The sequence below is a fragment of the Citrobacter sp. S39 genome (genome assembly GCF_009495675.1).
Taxonomy (GTDB): Bacteria; Pseudomonadota; Gammaproteobacteria; order Enterobacterales; family Enterobacteriaceae; genus Citrobacter; species Citrobacter freundii.
Window position 1 is genome coordinate 4,533,700 of record NZ_CP045555.1, and the last position, 15,122, is coordinate 4,548,821.

General features: G+C 49.0%; 17 protein-coding genes. 8 read left to right on the forward strand and 9 right to left on the reverse strand.

Features of this window, described 5'->3' with window-relative positions; genetic code table 11:
- Nucleotides 1-15 precede the first annotated feature (15 nt).
- The 5 genes from acrB (at nucleotide 16) to GFB57_RS21685 (ending at nucleotide 5,718) form a co-directional block, all read left to right on the forward strand.
- Nucleotides 16-3,165 (forward strand): efflux RND transporter permease AcrB, encoded by a 3,150-nt coding sequence (gene acrB / locus GFB57_RS21665; RefSeq protein ID WP_003021736.1) that lies wholly within the window; start codon nucleotides 16-18, stop codon nucleotides 3,163-3,165.
- Between the two features lie 487 nt (nucleotides 3,166-3,652).
- Nucleotides 3,653-4,027 (forward strand): Hha toxicity modulator TomB, encoded by a 375-nt coding sequence (gene tomB / locus GFB57_RS21670; RefSeq protein WP_003021733.1) that lies wholly within the window; start codon nucleotides 3,653-3,655, stop codon nucleotides 4,025-4,027.
- Nucleotides 4,028-4,054: 27 nt separating this feature from the next.
- Complete coding sequence (locus GFB57_RS21675; RefSeq protein WP_002892050.1) at nucleotides 4,055-4,273, forward strand: HHA domain-containing protein; 219 nt, start codon at nucleotides 4,055-4,057, stop codon at nucleotides 4,271-4,273.
- Between the two features lie 306 nt (nucleotides 4,274-4,579).
- Nucleotides 4,580-5,131 (forward strand): maltose O-acetyltransferase, encoded by a 552-nt coding sequence (gene maa, locus GFB57_RS21680; RefSeq protein WP_003021728.1) that lies wholly within the window; start codon nucleotides 4,580-4,582, stop codon nucleotides 5,129-5,131.
- Nucleotides 5,132-5,247: 116 nt separating this feature from the next.
- A complete protein-coding gene (locus tag GFB57_RS21685; RefSeq protein ID WP_003021724.1) occupies nucleotides 5,248-5,718 on the forward strand; it encodes a YlaC family protein in 471 nt (156 codons plus the stop codon).
- Nucleotides 5,719-5,796: 78 nt separating this feature from the next.
- On the opposite strand, the gene ykgO is transcribed toward GFB57_RS21685, so the two are convergent.
- Entirely contained in the window at nucleotides 5,797-5,937 is a 141-nt protein-coding gene (gene ykgO / locus GFB57_RS21690; protein WP_005125190.1) for a type B 50S ribosomal protein L36, read from the reverse strand.
- Between the two features lies 1 nt (nucleotide 5,938).
- On the reverse strand, nucleotides 5,939-6,199 hold the full coding sequence (locus GFB57_RS21695; RefSeq protein ID WP_003021719.1) for a type B 50S ribosomal protein L31: 261 nt from the start codon (nucleotides 6,197-6,199) through the stop codon (nucleotides 5,939-5,941).
- A 188-nt stretch (nucleotides 6,200-6,387) separates the two neighbouring features.
- Between GFB57_RS21695 and GFB57_RS21700 the strand changes: the two genes are divergently transcribed.
- Nucleotides 6,388-7,941 carry an EAL domain-containing protein gene (locus GFB57_RS21700; protein WP_003835927.1) on the forward strand — a complete coding sequence of 518 codons (1,554 nt, stop codon included), beginning with the start codon at nucleotides 6,388-6,390 and terminating at the stop codon, nucleotides 7,939-7,941.
- A gap of 51 nt (nucleotides 7,942-7,992) precedes the next feature.
- On the opposite strand, the gene GFB57_RS21705 is transcribed toward GFB57_RS21700, so the two are convergent.
- Nucleotides 7,993-8,346, reverse strand: a complete 354-nt coding sequence (locus GFB57_RS21705; protein WP_003831033.1) for a DUF1428 family protein — start codon at nucleotides 8,344-8,346, stop codon at nucleotides 7,993-7,995.
- 64 nt (nucleotides 8,347-8,410) lie between these two features.
- Nucleotides 8,411-9,040 (reverse strand): membrane protein, encoded by a 630-nt coding sequence (locus GFB57_RS21710; protein WP_003021707.1) that lies wholly within the window; start codon nucleotides 9,038-9,040, stop codon nucleotides 8,411-8,413.
- A gap of 87 nt (nucleotides 9,041-9,127) precedes the next feature.
- On the opposite strand from GFB57_RS21710, the gene GFB57_RS21715 reads away from it, so the two are divergent.
- Nucleotides 9,128-10,555: a PLP-dependent aminotransferase family protein gene (locus GFB57_RS21715; protein ID WP_003021704.1), complete on the forward strand. Its 1,428-nt coding sequence runs from the start codon at nucleotides 9,128-9,130 to the stop codon at nucleotides 10,553-10,555.
- Nucleotides 10,556-10,614: 59 nt separating this feature from the next.
- On the opposite strand, the gene GFB57_RS21720 is transcribed toward GFB57_RS21715, so the two are convergent.
- From GFB57_RS21720 to GFB57_RS21735, 4 genes are all read right to left on the reverse strand, one after another.
- Nucleotides 10,615-10,833: a hypothetical protein gene (locus GFB57_RS21720; RefSeq protein ID WP_003021701.1), complete on the reverse strand. Its 219-nt coding sequence runs from the start codon at nucleotides 10,831-10,833 to the stop codon at nucleotides 10,615-10,617.
- Entirely contained in the window at nucleotides 10,830-11,081 is a 252-nt protein-coding gene (locus tag GFB57_RS21725; RefSeq protein WP_003021699.1) for a hypothetical protein, read from the reverse strand. The genes GFB57_RS21720 and GFB57_RS21725 overlap by 4 nt, the downstream gene beginning before the upstream one ends.
- A gap of 484 nt (nucleotides 11,082-11,565) precedes the next feature.
- Nucleotides 11,566-13,026, reverse strand: a complete 1,461-nt coding sequence (locus tag GFB57_RS21730) for a DEAD/DEAH box helicase family protein (protein WP_290366906.1) — start codon at nucleotides 13,024-13,026, stop codon at nucleotides 11,566-11,568.
- Between the two features lie 104 nt (nucleotides 13,027-13,130).
- A complete protein-coding gene (locus GFB57_RS21735; protein ID WP_032623932.1) occupies nucleotides 13,131-13,334 on the reverse strand; it encodes a hypothetical protein in 204 nt (67 codons plus the stop codon).
- Between the two features lie 261 nt (nucleotides 13,335-13,595).
- On the opposite strand from GFB57_RS21735, the gene GFB57_RS21740 reads away from it, so the two are divergent.
- Nucleotides 13,596-14,129 carry a hypothetical protein gene (locus GFB57_RS21740; RefSeq protein WP_290366907.1) on the forward strand — a complete coding sequence of 178 codons (534 nt, stop codon included), beginning with the start codon at nucleotides 13,596-13,598 and terminating at the stop codon, nucleotides 14,127-14,129.
- A gap of 768 nt (nucleotides 14,130-14,897) precedes the next feature.
- On the opposite strand, the gene GFB57_RS21745 is transcribed toward GFB57_RS21740, so the two are convergent.
- A complete protein-coding gene (locus GFB57_RS21745; protein ID WP_032104252.1) occupies nucleotides 14,898-15,104 on the reverse strand; it encodes a hypothetical protein in 207 nt (68 codons plus the stop codon).
- Nucleotides 15,105-15,122: the final 18 nt, after the last annotated feature.

Consider the following 15,122-nt stretch of genomic DNA (forward strand, 5'->3'; position numbering starts at 1 on the left):
AGGAGCCGTTAAGACATGCCTAATTTCTTTATCGATCGCCCAATATTTGCGTGGGTGATCGCCATTATCATCATGTTGGCAGGGGGGCTCGCGATCCTCAAATTGCCGGTAGCGCAATATCCGACTATTGCACCGCCAGCAGTGACGATCTCCGCGACCTACCCTGGCGCTGATGCCAAAACAGTACAGGATACTGTTACGCAGGTTATCGAACAGAATATGAACGGTATCGATAACCTGATGTACATGTCCTCTAACAGTGACTCCACGGGTACCGTGCAGATCACCCTGACCTTCCAGTCTGGTACTGATGCGGATATCGCACAGGTACAGGTGCAGAACAAACTGCAGCTGGCCATGCCGTTGCTGCCTCAGGAAGTACAGCAGCAAGGGGTTAGCGTTGAGAAGTCATCCAGCAGCTTCCTGATGGTTGTCGGTGTTATCAACACCAACGGTACCATGACGCAGGAGGATATTTCCGACTACGTTGGCGCCAACATGAAGGATGCCATTAGCCGTACTTCAGGCGTGGGCGACGTTCAGCTGTTTGGTTCTCAGTACGCGATGCGTATCTGGATGGATCCGAACAAACTGAACAACTTCCAGCTGACACCGGTTGATGTAATCAGCGCCATCAAAGCGCAGAACGCCCAGGTTGCAGCCGGTCAGTTAGGTGGTACGCCGCCGGTGAAAGGTCAGCAGCTTAACGCATCGATCATCGCGCAAACCCGTCTGACCTCCGCTGATGAGTTCGGCAAAATTCTGCTGAAAGTGAATCAGGATGGTTCCCAGGTTCGTCTGCGTGACGTAGCGAAAGTGGAACTGGGCGGTGAGAACTACGACATCATTGCGAAGTTCAACGGTAAACCGGCATCCGGTCTGGGTATCAAGCTGGCAACAGGTGCTAACGCCCTGGACACCGCAAACGCTATCCGCGAAGAACTGAAGAAGATGGAACCGTTCTTCCCGTCAGGTCTGAAGATCGTTTACCCGTATGACACCACGCCGTTCGTGAAAATTTCTATTCACGAAGTAGTGAAAACGCTGGCAGAAGCAATCATCCTCGTGTTCCTGGTAATGTATCTGTTCCTGCAGAACTTCCGCGCGACGCTGATTCCGACTATCGCCGTGCCGGTGGTACTCTTGGGTACGTTTGCCGTCCTGGCGATTTTCGGCTTCTCAATAAATACCCTGACGATGTTCGGGATGGTGCTCGCCATCGGCCTGCTGGTGGATGACGCCATCGTGGTGGTCGAGAACGTTGAACGTGTAATGGCTGAGGAAGGACTACCGCCGAAGGAAGCAACGCGAAAATCGATGGGCCAGATTCAGGGCGCATTGGTGGGTATCGCGATGGTGCTGTCAGCGGTATTTATCCCAATGGCGTTCTTCGGAGGGTCGACCGGTGCAATTTACCGTCAGTTCTCCATCACCATTGTTTCCGCGATGGCGCTGTCTGTACTGGTGGCATTGATTCTGACCCCTGCCCTGTGTGCGACCATGCTCAAACCGATTGCTAAAGGCGATCACGGAGAAGGCAAAAAAGGCTTCTTCGGCTGGTTTAACCGCATGTTCGATAAGAGCACGCATCATTACACCGATAGCGTGGGCGGTATTCTGCGCAGCACCGGTCGTTATCTGGCGCTGTATCTGATTATCGTTGTGGGCATGGCCTATCTGTTCGTTCGTCTGCCAAGTTCGTTCCTGCCAGATGAAGACCAGGGGGTATTCCTGTCTATGGCTCAGCTGCCAGCGGGTGCGACGCAAGAGCGTACCCAGAAAGTACTGGACGAAATGACGGATTACTACCTGACCAAGGAAAAAGCGAACGTTGAATCGGTGTTTGCCGTTAACGGTTTCGGTTTTGCTGGTCGTGGTCAGAACACCGGCATCGCGTTCGTTTCTCTGAAAGACTGGAGTGAACGTCCTGGCGAAGAGAACAAGGTTGAAGCGATTACTCAGCGTGCAATGGGCGCATTCTCGCAGATTAAAGACGCAATGGTCTTTGCCTTTAACCTGCCAGCGATTGTGGAGTTAGGGACCGCAACCGGTTTTGACTTCCAGTTGATTGACCAGGCGGGTCTGGGCCATGAGAAGCTGACTCAGGCGCGTAACCAACTGTTTGGTGAAGTCGCGAAGCATCCTGATCTGTTGGTCGGTGTTCGTCCTAACGGTCTGGAAGATACGCCGCAGTTCAAGATCGATATCGATCAGGAAAAAGCGCAGGCTCTGGGCGTTTCCATTAGTGATATTAATACAACGCTGGGTGCAGCATGGGGCGGAAGCTACGTGAATGACTTCATCGACCGTGGTCGTGTGAAGAAAGTTTACGTCATGTCTGAAGCGAAATACCGTATGTTGCCGGAAGATATTGGCAACTGGTATGTCCGCGGTAGCGATGGACAGATGGTACCGTTCTCCGCCTTCTCTACCTCACGTTGGGAATACGGTTCGCCGCGTCTGGAACGCTATAACGGTTTGCCTTCCATGGAAATCTTAGGCCAGGCCGCTCCGGGTAAAAGTACCGGTGAAGCCATGGCGATGATGGAGCAACTGGCCAGCAAACTGCCATCCGGTATCGGTTATGACTGGACTGGTATGTCCTACCAGGAACGACTGTCCGGCAACCAGGCTCCTGCCCTGTATGCTATTTCACTGATCGTCGTATTCTTGTGTCTGGCAGCGTTGTACGAGAGCTGGTCAATTCCGTTCTCCGTAATGCTGGTTGTACCGCTGGGTGTTATCGGTGCATTGCTGGCAGCAACGTTCCGCGGCCTGACCAACGACGTTTACTTCCAGGTAGGCCTGCTCACAACCATTGGGTTGTCGGCGAAGAACGCGATACTTATCGTCGAATTCGCCAAAGACTTGATGGATAAAGAGGGTAAAGGTCTGATAGAGGCGACGCTGGACGCAGTACGCATGCGTTTACGTCCAATCCTGATGACGTCACTGGCCTTTATTCTGGGCGTAATGCCGCTGGTCATCAGCTCCGGCGCAGGTTCCGGTGCGCAGAACGCCGTTGGTACTGGCGTAATGGGTGGGATGGTGACGGCAACCGTGTTGGCGATCTTCTTTGTTCCGGTGTTCTTTGTGGTGGTACGCCGCCGCTTTAGCCGCAAAAATGAAGATATTGAGCATAGCCACTCAGTAGAGCATCATTGATACATCTCTAAAGATAAGGCCGCGCAAGCGGCCTTTTTTCTGAAAAAATCATAAAAATCACTTATTGCCATTCCGTTTATTTTCTATCGGGTAAATAAGCGATATAATCCTTGCAGCCTTAAAGGCTATTCTTAAAAAACAGCGAGAGTTCTTATTTACTTTAATAAATATTAAGATTAATCCTATCCACTGGTTCACATTGTCGGTTGTTGCCTTTCGTTGCTAAACCTAAACAAGATAACCCGATGATTGCCCGAAGAATAAAGAAATTGTCCCATTTCGAATAGCGGCATTTATCTGTTAAAATGTAAAAATGACGTAGCATCATAATTTTACATAATTGTAATTTTTCGTGATATGACGATGAAATCTTTTTTAGAGTAGATTATAGTTAAATCATCAGGAGTCGCGGGCAAGTTCCAGGTAGTTGTTGTATCCATCCCGAAAGGTGTTCGGTTAGTTTAAGCCACTAAGAAGGGGATGCGTTATGGATGAATACTCACCCAAAAGACATGATATCGCGCAGCTTAAATTTCTCTGCGAAACTCTGTATCATGACTGTCTTGCAAACCTTGAACAAAGTAACCATGGCTGGGTTAATGACCCTACCTCTGCAACCAGCTTGCAGCTCAATGAACTGATAGAGCATATTGCAACCTTCGCACTTAATTATAAAATTAAGTACAATGAGGACAATAAGCTGATTGCGCAGATAGATGAATACCTGGATGACACTTTTATGTTGTTCAGCAGTTATGGTATTAATACGCAGGATCTGCAGAAATGGCGGAAGTCAGGTAATCGACTGTTTCGCTGTTTTGTCAATGCCACCAGGGCTAATCCTGTTAGTTTGTCTTGTTAAAAATTATTACAATCATAGGTAAGAGTTATGTCCGATAAACCATTAACTAAAACAGATTATTTGATGCGCCTGCGACGTTGCCAGACAATTGATACGCTAGAGCGCGTTATTGAAAAAAATAAATATGAATTGTCCGACAACGAACTGGCTGTATTTTACTCAGCAGCAGATCATCGCCTTGCTGAATTGACCATGAATAAGCTTTACGACAAGATTCCAACTTCTGTTTGGAAATTCATTCGCTAATTGCACTCAAGGTTAAGTCAGGTATAGCGGCACATTTGTCTGGCTGACCGTTTTCGTATTTATACCTGTCATACTTCAAGTTGCATGTGCGTTGGCTTTCCTCGCTCACCCTAGTCACGTACTAATGTACGCTCCCAGGGATTCGCTGCGTCGCCGCCTTCCTGCAACTCGAATTATTTAAGGTATACAATGGTTATTTAATTCAAATCACGTGACAATGATCACAGCAAAGAAGCGGGAACGTTCCCCTTGCTTGCATTACGTTTTACTGTGCTGAAATAACCTTCAGTACACAGGGAAATCGTAATGCGTAATGAAAAGCAAAAAATGATCGCCGGCGAATACTATCGCCCGGCAGATGAAACACTGCGCAGTGACCGACTACGTGCTCGTCAATTGATCTATCGTTACAATCTCACCGCTCCCGATGAAAAAAATGAGCGTCAGGCAATCCTGCATGATCTGTTAGGTCAGAGTGAGGGTGCCTATATTGAACCCTCTTTCCGGTGTGATTACGGATATAACATCTATCTTGGTAAAGACTTTTACGCTAATTTCGACTGCGTTATGCTCGACGTCTGTCCAATTCATATTGGCGACAACTGCATGCTGGCACCTGGCGTTCATATCTATACCGCGACCCATCCGCTGGATGCTACCGAGCGCAACAGTGGCCTGGAGTTCGGAAAGCCCGTGACTATCGGCAATAATGTCTGGATAGGTGGCCGTGCAGTGATCAATCCTGGCGTCACGCTGGGCGATAACGTGGTTGTGGCATCAGGTGCAGTAGTCACTAAAAGCGTTCCAGCGAACACCGTAGTTGGGGGCAATCCCGCAAGGATCATCAAAACGCTGTGATCTTAAATGTAACTGTTATGCTAAATTGCGGTTAATCTGTTACTTTCTTCAAAGGGTATCCCCTTTTAAAATAGGGCGATCCCTCCTGAATTTTGCAGATATCACGAAGGCAAGAGATGACAGAAATACAGCGCCTGCTTACTGAAACAATCGACGACTTAAATATTCGCGAGAAGCGCGACAACAAACCGCGCTTTAGCATCAGCTTTATTCGCAAACACCCAGGGCTGTTTATCGGCATGTATGTTGCCTGGTTTGCCACGCTGGCGGTGATGCTACAGTCAGAAACGTTAGTCGATTCAGTATGGCTGCTGGTGGTACTGTTCGTTGTACTCAACGGCTTTTTCTTTTTCGACGTTGCGCCACGGTACCGCTTTGAAGATATCGACGTTCTGGATTTTAGAGTTTGCTATAACGGAGAATGGTACAACACGCGCTTTGTCCCCTCCTCGCTCATCGATACTATCCTGCACTCACCGTCCGTGGATAGCGAACATAAAGCACAGCTGCAAAAGATGATATCGCGTAAAGGCGAACTCTCGTTTTACGATGTCTTTACGCTTACCCGGGCCCAGACCACCCAGTAACAGCATCTCAGCGCAGATAAAAAAAGTGCGTTCCAGCCCAGGCAACGCACTTTAATCCCTGAAATGCTGGCAAAGAAACTAACGTCTCTTTTTACGCCCCTGTACTGCTTTAAAGCGCGGATTCGTTTTGCAGATAACGTACAAACGCCCTTTGCGTTTTACTATCTGGCAGTCAGGATGGCGCTGTTTTGCGCTGCGAAGTGAATTGAGTACCTGCATTTTAACCCCGCTTAACGCCAATAAAATGACCAAAACGTTTTTGGAAACGTGCTGCACTACCTTCATTATCAAAGGTTTTTTGTTTCCCGGTATAATACGGATGCGATTTAGAAGAGATATCGAGGGTCACGTACGGGTACATTTCCCCCTCAAACTCAATTTCACGCTCAGTCTTAATGGTCGAACCGACCTTAAAGAATTCATTGGCACTGGTATCGTGAAACACCACGGTACGGTAAAAAGGATGGATATCCGGTTTCATGGCAACCTCGATTTGTTACGTTATAACATAACCAACAAAATACACCACTCTTGTACAAACCACAACCTGATTTACGCTACAGGGAGTTAAACGGGATGATAAGTGGCCGTAAATATATGATGTCAATCGAATAGCTTTTCGGGGTTTCAGATATACTTTCCCTACGCTGTGTAAATAAGGATATCACTGTGACAACACGACATCTGATAAGCCTGGTGACTGGGGTACTGTTCCTTTCCATCCTCGCGCCTGTAGGTTTAAGCCTGTGGCTGGCACATCGTCAGGTCGAAACGAAATTTATCGATGAACTCGACATGTTCTCAACACGAGTCGCATTACGTACGGAACGCGTAGGCGAGCAGGCGAAAAAAGCATTACGCCATATTGAAGCATTTCAGGGGGTGCCTTGTAGTGATGAGCATCTGCTGGAAATGCGTCGTTTGTCATATAGCTATCGCTATATTCAGGAAGTGCTGTACCTCAAAGATAACGTTCCGCAATGCTCATCTCTGGAAAAAAGAAGCCAGGCAGACGCATTTCCACCCGCAATGAAAGTCACTCCTGATGGATATCGCGCATGGCTTACCACGCAAAATGATTTGGGCATCAAGCGCTTTATGGCAGCATTAGGGAGCGAACATTATATTGTGATGGTCGATCCGGGTTCTTTCATTGACGTCATCCCATTTGGCTCATGGCCGATTGAAGTGACTATCATTGGCACCATGCGCAACGTCGTAGTTGCCAGTAGCGCCGATCTGCCATCGGACGTTTTGCAGCATATACAGCAAGAACGATCGATTACTCATTTTAACAAAGATGGCAGCATTTATAACGCCCGCCCCTTTCCTGAGTTGGGCATCACGATCGTAACCTGGGCGTCTACCCTACCATTGCAAAAAACCTGGCACCGGCAGGCACTGATCTGGCTCCCGGCAGGTATTCTTATCGGCTTGCTCACCGCCGCCTTTGTTTTGCGTATTTTGCGCCGCTTACAGTCTCCCCATCACCAGTTACAGGACGCTATCCAGCATCGGGACATCAAAGTCCACTATCAACCAATTATCTCGCTCAAAACTGGGAAAGTGGTTGGGGCAGAGGCGCTGGCTCGCTGGCAACAGGCCGATGGGAGTTATCTGTCACCTGAAATTTTCGTCGCGCTGGCGCATGAAACCGGGCTGACAGAGTCCCTCACCCGGTTGATTATTGAAAGCGTATTTGAAGATTTAGGCAAATGGCTGCGTCAGCATCCCGAGCAGCATATATCAATCAACCTTGAGTCAGCCGATCTGTCCTCCGAAACGCTTCCTGCCCTGTTAAGCCAGAAGGTGAACCACTGGCAACTTAAGCCTGCGCAAATCGCGCTGGAGCTAACTGAACGCGAATTTGCTGACCCAAAAAATAGCGCGCCGTTTATTGCCAAATACCGTCAGGCGGGTCATTCAATCTATATTGATGACTTTGGTACCGGCTATTCCAGCCTGAGTTATTTGCAGGATCTGGATGTAGACATTCTGAAGATAGACAAATCGTTCGTCGATGCACTGGAGTACAACAACGTCACGCCACATATCATCGAGATAGCAAAAGCGTTAAAACTTGAGATGGTGGCGGAAGGTATCGAAACCGAGAATCAGGAAACCTGGCTACGCAAGCACGGAGTGCAGTACGGTCAAGGCTGGCTTTACAGCAAAGCGCTGCCGAAAACGGAATTTATACTGTGGGCAGAAAAACGGCTTTAACATGGCTTTTGATGTTGAGATGGCTGGCGGCACGCCGCACAGCCAGTCACATCACTCTTCCATAATGGGCGCAAATCCACCGTAGATCATTCGCTTGCCATCAAATGGCATAGATTCACCGAATTCCTTCATACGGGGATCGGACATCATCTTCTGATTCGCCGCGTCGCGGACCTCTTTGGAAGGGTATTCAATCCAACTGAATACCACTTCTTCATGATCCTGCGCTTTCACAGCCATGCGAAAATCGGTCAATTTGCCGTCAGGGACATCATCTGCCCAGCACTCCACCACGCGCAATGCACCGAACTCCTTGAAAAGCGGAGCTGCTTTTGCCGCCATCGCAATGTACGCCTCCTTGTTTTCAGCGGGTACGGCAACCACAAAGCCATCAACATACTTCATGAGAAAAACCTCCGAAGTGTACTGCGCGGCAAGCCGATTCCAGCCGCGTCAGTCGAGGTTAAGTTTAGTCGCCAGCAGGCGATCGCGCCCCAGGCGTATTCCTGATGCGAATACGTGCCTGCGGCTGATGGCGAAACCACGGCAGGCAAAGCTGAATGAGCGGTCCGATAGCCAAGGCATACAGCACCGTACCAACCCCCACGGTTCCTCCCAGCAACCAACCGATAAGCAGCACCGACACTTCAATTGCGGTTCGAATTCGTCGTACTGGCCAGCCGGTACGTGCGTGGATACCGGTCATCAGACCATCACGCGGACCGGCGCCAAAACCGGCACCAATGTACAGGCTGGTTGCTAACGCATTCAGGATCACCGCTGACACCAACAGCCCGCTGCGCGCCAGCAGGGATTCAAATCCCGGAATCACCAGCAGCGCGGCATCTGCCGCCAGCCCGATCATAATCACGTTGCTCAACGTGCCAAACCCTGGACGCTGGCGCAGCGGTATCCACGCCAGCAGTACCAACACACCCACGGCAATAATCACCACGCCAATATTCATCGACAATAAATTGGCCACGCCCAGGTGAAACACGTTCCACGGATCGGCCCCTAAATCGGCACGGACAAACATCGCCGTCGACACACCGTACAGCGTCAGCCCGATAAACAGCTGAAGTAAACGACGCAGCATGCTTTTCCCCTCTCACTCTCAGATAACTTTCATCATCACCGCAATTGGCACTATGATTAATGTCCAGTTTTCAAAAAGTGGACTGCTATGTCATCACGCCGTTACGGAAGCCAGTCTTTGCAGCGCCTGCTCGGACACTGGCAGGAAACCCCCTCACGAACGCCCATCTGGCGACAGCTGGCAGAAGCGTTACGTCTGCTGATCCTTGATGGTCGACTGGCGCTGGATAGTCGCTTACCCGGCGAACGCGAGCTCGCTGCCGTTCTGCAAGTGAGCCGAACCACCGTCGCCAGCGCCATGGCGCAACTGCGTGAAGAGGGATATCTGGAAAGCCGTCATGGGAGCGGCTCACGGGTGATCCTGCCGGAACACATTCGTCATGTGCCTACACGAACCAGTACCGGTACAGCGCTGGATTTGTCCACGGCGGCGCTGAGTGCCGGTCCCGAAATTCACCATGCTTACCAACAAGCGCTGTTTGCGATGCCGCAGCATTTGCTGAGCTCCGGGTATCTACCGCAGGGACTGGCGGTTTTGCGTGAATCCATCGCCCGACATTATTGCGAACGCGGACTCCCGACGCAGCCCGATGAGATTATGGTCGTGAACGGCGCGGTCAGTGGCTTGGCGCTGATCCTGCGTTTACTCACCGGCCCAGGCGATCGCGTGGTGGTCGATCATCCCACGTATCCGCTGGCGATTGCCGCGATTCAAGGCGCATCATGTCGTCCCGTCGGTGTGTCGCTGCCCGAACACGGTTGGGATACGGCAGGTCTGGTCGCCACCATCGCGCAAACCGCACCGAGAATGGCCTATCTGATGCCGGACTTTCACAATCCGACCGGGCGTTGCATGGACGCTGCAACTCGCCAGGTCGTGGCAGATATTGCTGAAAGGACCCGCACCACGCTGGTGATTGATGAGACCATGGTGAACCTGTGGTATGACGCCCCGCCACCACCGCCGCTTGCCGCATTCAACCGCGATGCGCCGATCATCCTGCTGGGATCTGCCGGGAAAAGCTTTTGGGGAGGATTACGCCTGGGCTGGATTCGGGCGTCGGCGCGAACCATTGCGGCGCTGGTACAAACTCGCGACACCTTCGATTTAGGCTCCCCGGTGCTTGAACAACTCGCCACCAGCTGGCTGCTGGATAATGCCGCCGACTTTCTTCCTGACAGAAGACGGCTACTCACATCGCAGCGAGATCTGTGCTCGGATCTGATGAACGCACATTTCCCGGAGTGGCAGTTTACCCAGCCACAGGGAGGACTCTCTTTTTGGGTTGAACTGCCCGATACGCTGGCAACGCTATTCGCTACGCGCGCCGAAATCGCAGGCATTCAGTTGGGAACTGGTACGCGTTTCGGTCTTGATGGTGCATTTGACCGCTTTTTGCGTATGCCCTTCACATTACCGGATGACACAACGCGTGCCGCCTTCCGGGTGTTGCAACCCATTTGGGATAACCTGCGTTTGCAGTCCAGCAGCGGGAAAATACGTAAAATAATCTAAACGACGAGTCAAAGGACTCGTCCTTGAATGCCGTGATGGACGAGGATGTCCCGGCAATATTAACGCTGAGGAGGAACCGGAAACCCCTTCAGAGAAATCACGAAATTCTCACCGTCTTTCTTAATTTTTGCCCCGGCATCACACCAGTCGGAGGCAATACGGAAGAACTCATCGCTGCCGACGTTCCAGCTCAGACGAACATGTTTCACATAACCGGAACGCAGCATTTCACAGGCTTCGCCATAATTACAGGCGGTTGAGAGCGGTTGTTGTTTCATTTTTTCTTCTTCAGTAGTCTTCGCAATGCTTTGATTTCTTTAGGAGTCAGTGCTTCAACCACGGATTCTTCCGTATGCTGGCTATCGATATCCTCAGCGGAGACTCCCGCCTCTTCAACGGCGGAAAACGCGATCAGCAGTAGTTTTTCCGTCGCGATACTTAAATTTTCACTATGCACTTCAGCGTAATGGCGAAGCTTTTCTTTTAGCGCCTCATCAATTTTGACATTCAATACAGCGGTCGACATCGTAGAAAATCCTTGTGGTCAGCCAAAACACACCGAATGTAAGACCCTGTCGTTACAGTGCGATGGCGGCGGCAAAAGCATCAAATAACATCCCCGAAACACATTGACAGCATTTGATGACATTAAAATGACAATACGATGACAAAGAAAAGAAGATAAACAGAAGGAAAATTGCCGGGCGGCAGAATTGGGTGGGGGCCCTGCCAGCTAACTATAAACCTTATTTTTCAATACAATAGAAACAAGTGATACACACTATTTGTACCACCAGCACAATGAGTAATCAAGTGGATACGCATCACAACACTTCACCCACATCACGTCCCCAGACACGTAAAAAGGAGCCGTTAAGCTCCTTTGTGACATAACCCAAGATCTCATGGATTCCGAGATTCAGTTTTGCGTTCTGTTTTTCTACGTCGTTCAAAGGTGCGGATTACATCCCAGATAAACAGGAACAGCACATACCAGTAAAGCGCGGTGATCATACGCGAGTGTCCTGGTTCCAGTAGGTTGCTACCGTCCTCAGAGACACCGCCATTTCTTCCGCAGCCTTTTTCTGAGTTAGTCCTTGCGCCTTGTATTCCAGAACCTTCAAACGCGTTTCATGCTGCTTTCCAGCTTTCTTGATTCCAAGGCATTCGATGGTTGAGCCAGGGAAGTAATGGGTTTTGAGGTATTCCGCTGCCGCCATGTCGGGAACGACAAACACGAGAGAGTGGTCGGTATCAGTGTTGCGAATGGATGTTCGACTAAGAAACTGGTAGCACCGTTCAAAATACATTGCCTGGCGCTTCTTCTCCATCACCGTTTCAAAATCCCAACCGATACGTTTGCAATAGTCAGCCCATCTCTTACGATCTTTATCGCCCAGATTTGCACATCCGAGGAACACAGCACTGTGAACATCCTGGTAGCTGTTCATTCCGTAGCTGGACATTGAAACAGCTTCACCTCCCATGCGATCACCGAGCTCAGCGAGTCCGATGGTCTGGAAGTCACAGATGGGTTTATCGTTGTTAGTAGCGAAGATAAAATCCTTCCCAACAACCCGCTTTATCTCGTTCAGGTGATTGCTGAAGACATGGGCGAGTTCCGACTGCCCCGCTCTTCTGATTTCCTCCGAAAGAACCACCACGATCTTGATAGGCACGTTCTTATGCTTGCGTCTCTTGGGTTCTGGCTGAAGGTATTCCCCGGCTTCCTGTACTGCGATTTGAGCAACGTTCTCAGCCATCCATACAAACCCACTGCGATCTACACCAGCGCCAAGCACAGTGAAGCTCTTCGCCCACGTTGCGGCCTTCAGTATCGGATTAAAAGTGTACGCAAAGAAGCTGTATGAAGAATCACACTCGGTATGCATCACGCCACCGCCGTCGAGGGCCACGTATAGCACTTTCTTAAGATTGTCACTGTTAGCGTGCTTCTCATGGTAATACTTGTACAGATTGTCGTAGTGCTCTTCGCGCAGGTACAGCAGCCCGTTTCGATCTTCCAGCCATTCCAGGAATGGGAAGTTTTCTGCCGTCCTGTCAGCATGGCGGATCGTCGCTTCTGCTCCAAACCAACCATCAGGTATCTCATCTACCACCACATTGTGTTCTGCCAGTAGAGAGCGCATCTCAGGATTGAACGTAGCGAGGTGGCAGTAGTTGGTGAAACATTCGTGGGTGGTTATCACCACATTTGTCTGGAAGTTATCAGCCAGGGTGCTTTTCAGGTTGAGAGTCGCCCCTTCAACGAAAATGTGATGGTTTGGGATTCTCAAACGATTTAGATCTTGCTTGAACTGATCGGCTAAAGCGTGGGTTGGTACTACGATTAAGAATTTTTCTGGGACAGCTTCGCTCTTGAAGCTCAGGATGTACTCTTTCAGACGGTGGCTCTTTCCTGAGCCGCAAATCGCATTAACAAAGTTTACAACTGGTTTCTTTTCGGTCATTAGGTTCCTCTCGGTTTAGGACTGCTGTTATTAATTCACTTACCAGCGCGGCGGCTGACTTGTCTTCACGGTTGGCACGTTCAACAAGCGCCTTGTGGGTTTCATCAGTGAATCGGATGTTCATTCGGTTGTTCCTCGTTACGTAAAATCTCCTGAAGCTGCTCAATGCGGTAGCTGATCAAGGCCACCCTGAACATCTTGCGTCGTTCATCGGAGAGATTTTTGTTGTGGGAGTATTGTTGGCAAATCTTGGGAAGGAGCTTTCCGCTACGCAGAGCTTCGAGCACATCAGTTTTCGTTTGGTACATGCACCTCCTTATTATTACGGTTGTTGACTATCTACTATTCATCATACATCAAATCAGTTGCAAAGTCAACAATTTTCTGATCATTTTCAATACCTTAATAAATAAAGCACAATCTGAGATTGCATTTAATATAAATAAATGTTAGTTTTGCCAACCTTTTCTTTCACGCTTCCGTTCAAAACAACCGAGGCAACTAAAAAATGAACAATAGCAACTCAACCATGAGGACTTATTGACTACAAAACATACAGGAGGATCGATATGACAGATAACCAGGGACTTTCCCCAACCGAAGTTGAAGCTCTCTTCACAGAGACATTTACCACCCACTCCAACACTACCCCAACGCAAGTAACGAACACCATCGAACAGATGTTTGATAGTTTTGTTCCGCACATCACCGAAGTAATGCACCGTCAGAAAAGAAGCATTCACCCTAAGATCCTGAAGTTCACCACCGATCACGTACGAGTGTGGAAATACCTGCGTGAGAACGAAGTACAAGAAATGACTCAACTCTTACCAGATGGTAAAGGAGAGGTGATAACAGGTATCGTCTTCGATCTAAGTTGCGCCGCTCGTGACCTGGCTATGCCACAGAAATCACTCAGTACACTTATCGAAAGTCTGGAAAAGGCTGGCTGGATCGGATGTTTCCCTATTGGTAGTGCACTGGGACTCTACCTGATTACGATGTCCCCACCAGATCACATACTCGCAATGTGTACCATCACGCATGCAGCGCCAACCACCCTCACCATGGACATCCTTACGGACACCCGCCGACTCCACTAAGCAGATAAAGCAGCGGAAACCGAGACAAAATTAGCAATGAGATTTCCGGCTTAGTATGCAAGTAAGCCGATTTTATGGCTGCGCCATTAGCACAAGTAACCTGATACAGAAGGTGCAGAAAAGTCTAAAGTCTCTTTAGAGTTATTTGCATCTTCGGTAAAAGTACAGGCTTACAATGTAACACGGTAGTGTGGAATGGTTGCATAAACTCATGTGTACAAGGGCATCTTGCACAATGGATGTATGGACGAGGTGTACGAGTACATAAAATGGGATCAATAACTGTTTATTATTTAAGCAGTAGTTAGTGGTTTCTTAGGTGTTAATGTTCATAATGTGAGCAACGCGAGCATAGCAGATTACCTTTACAGGAGAATCACGCCTTAACAATCACTTCTGGTGCAAAGGTGCTCTCCTGTAATTGATATCTTTCATGTTCCGCATTACATGCTACTCATGCAGCATACTTTTCATGTTCGCAGTGCTCATCATGAAACAACACTCCACAGAGCTGGAAAAGACCTCCTGATTTTCAACCGACAATTAACCGATAAATGATGATTATCAATAGGTTTAATCTATGTTAATTCTACCTTTATTTACCTGCCAACAACCCTCTTACAGCACGTTAACCCATTCTTGTCGATTCTCATGACACCTGATGCCATACGGGTTTCAGTGAAATTACTGGCAATAAATTTTGATACATTCGTTAAGCAACTCATTCTCAATTGAAAATTTGAAATAAGAGTTTTTTCAAATCTTCCTTCACTCTGAATCCGCAGTATCAAATGTCTTCGCATACGGGCACTTGCCCTTTGTTACGTAGGTGAACAGATAAATGCTGTTCTGGTATGTGCAGAGCGTCTTTCCACTCTCCGTCGTTTCCTGCTGGGGATCGGTCATTGTGATCTGCCCTGCTGCCGACAACGGTGAAAACAGTAGTCCCGATATCACCAATAATGCTTTCTTCATAAGCCTTACTCCAGTTGC

Bases quoted from the DNA above. Each gene is read 5' to 3' on its own strand.
- acrB (WP_003021736.1), top strand. From the start codon at position 16: ATGCCTAATTTCTTTATCGATCGCCCAATATTTGCGTGGGTGATCGCC.
- GFB57_RS21735 (WP_032623932.1), bottom strand. From the start codon at position 13,334: ATGTACCAAACGAAAACTGATGTGCTCGAAGCTCTGCGTAGCGGAAAG.
- tomB (WP_003021733.1), top strand. From the start codon at position 3,653: ATGGATGAATACTCACCCAAAAGACATGATATCGCGCAGCTTAAATTT.
- GFB57_RS21720 (WP_003021701.1), bottom strand. From the start codon at position 10,833: ATGAAACAACAACCGCTCTCAACCGCCTGTAATTATGGCGAAGCCTGT.
- GFB57_RS21725 (WP_003021699.1), bottom strand. From the start codon at position 11,081: ATGTCGACCGCTGTATTGAATGTCAAAATTGATGAGGCGCTAAAAGAA.
- GFB57_RS21740 (WP_290366907.1), top strand. From the start codon at position 13,596: ATGACAGATAACCAGGGACTTTCCCCAACCGAAGTTGAAGCTCTCTTC.
- GFB57_RS21745 (WP_032104252.1), bottom strand. From the start codon at position 15,104: ATGAAGAAAGCATTATTGGTGATATCGGGACTACTGTTTTCACCGTTG.
- GFB57_RS21695 (WP_003021719.1), bottom strand. From the start codon at position 6,199: ATGAAACCGGATATCCATCCTTTTTACCGTACCGTGGTGTTTCACGAT.
- GFB57_RS21730 (WP_290366906.1), bottom strand. From the start codon at position 13,026: ATGACCGAAAAGAAACCAGTTGTAAACTTTGTTAATGCGATTTGCGGC.
- GFB57_RS21715 (WP_003021704.1), top strand. From the start codon at position 9,128: ATGTCATCACGCCGTTACGGAAGCCAGTCTTTGCAGCGCCTGCTCGGA.
- GFB57_RS21675 (WP_002892050.1), top strand. From the start codon at position 4,055: ATGTCCGATAAACCATTAACTAAAACAGATTATTTGATGCGCCTGCGA.
- maa (WP_003021728.1), top strand. From the start codon at position 4,580: ATGCGTAATGAAAAGCAAAAAATGATCGCCGGCGAATACTATCGCCCG.
- GFB57_RS21710 (WP_003021707.1), bottom strand. From the start codon at position 9,040: ATGCTGCGTCGTTTACTTCAGCTGTTTATCGGGCTGACGCTGTACGGT.
- GFB57_RS21705 (WP_003831033.1), bottom strand. From the start codon at position 8,346: ATGAAGTATGTTGATGGCTTTGTGGTTGCCGTACCCGCTGAAAACAAG.
- ykgO (WP_005125190.1), bottom strand. From the start codon at position 5,937: ATGCAGGTACTCAATTCACTTCGCAGCGCAAAACAGCGCCATCCTGAC.
- GFB57_RS21685 (WP_003021724.1), top strand. From the start codon at position 5,248: ATGACAGAAATACAGCGCCTGCTTACTGAAACAATCGACGACTTAAAT.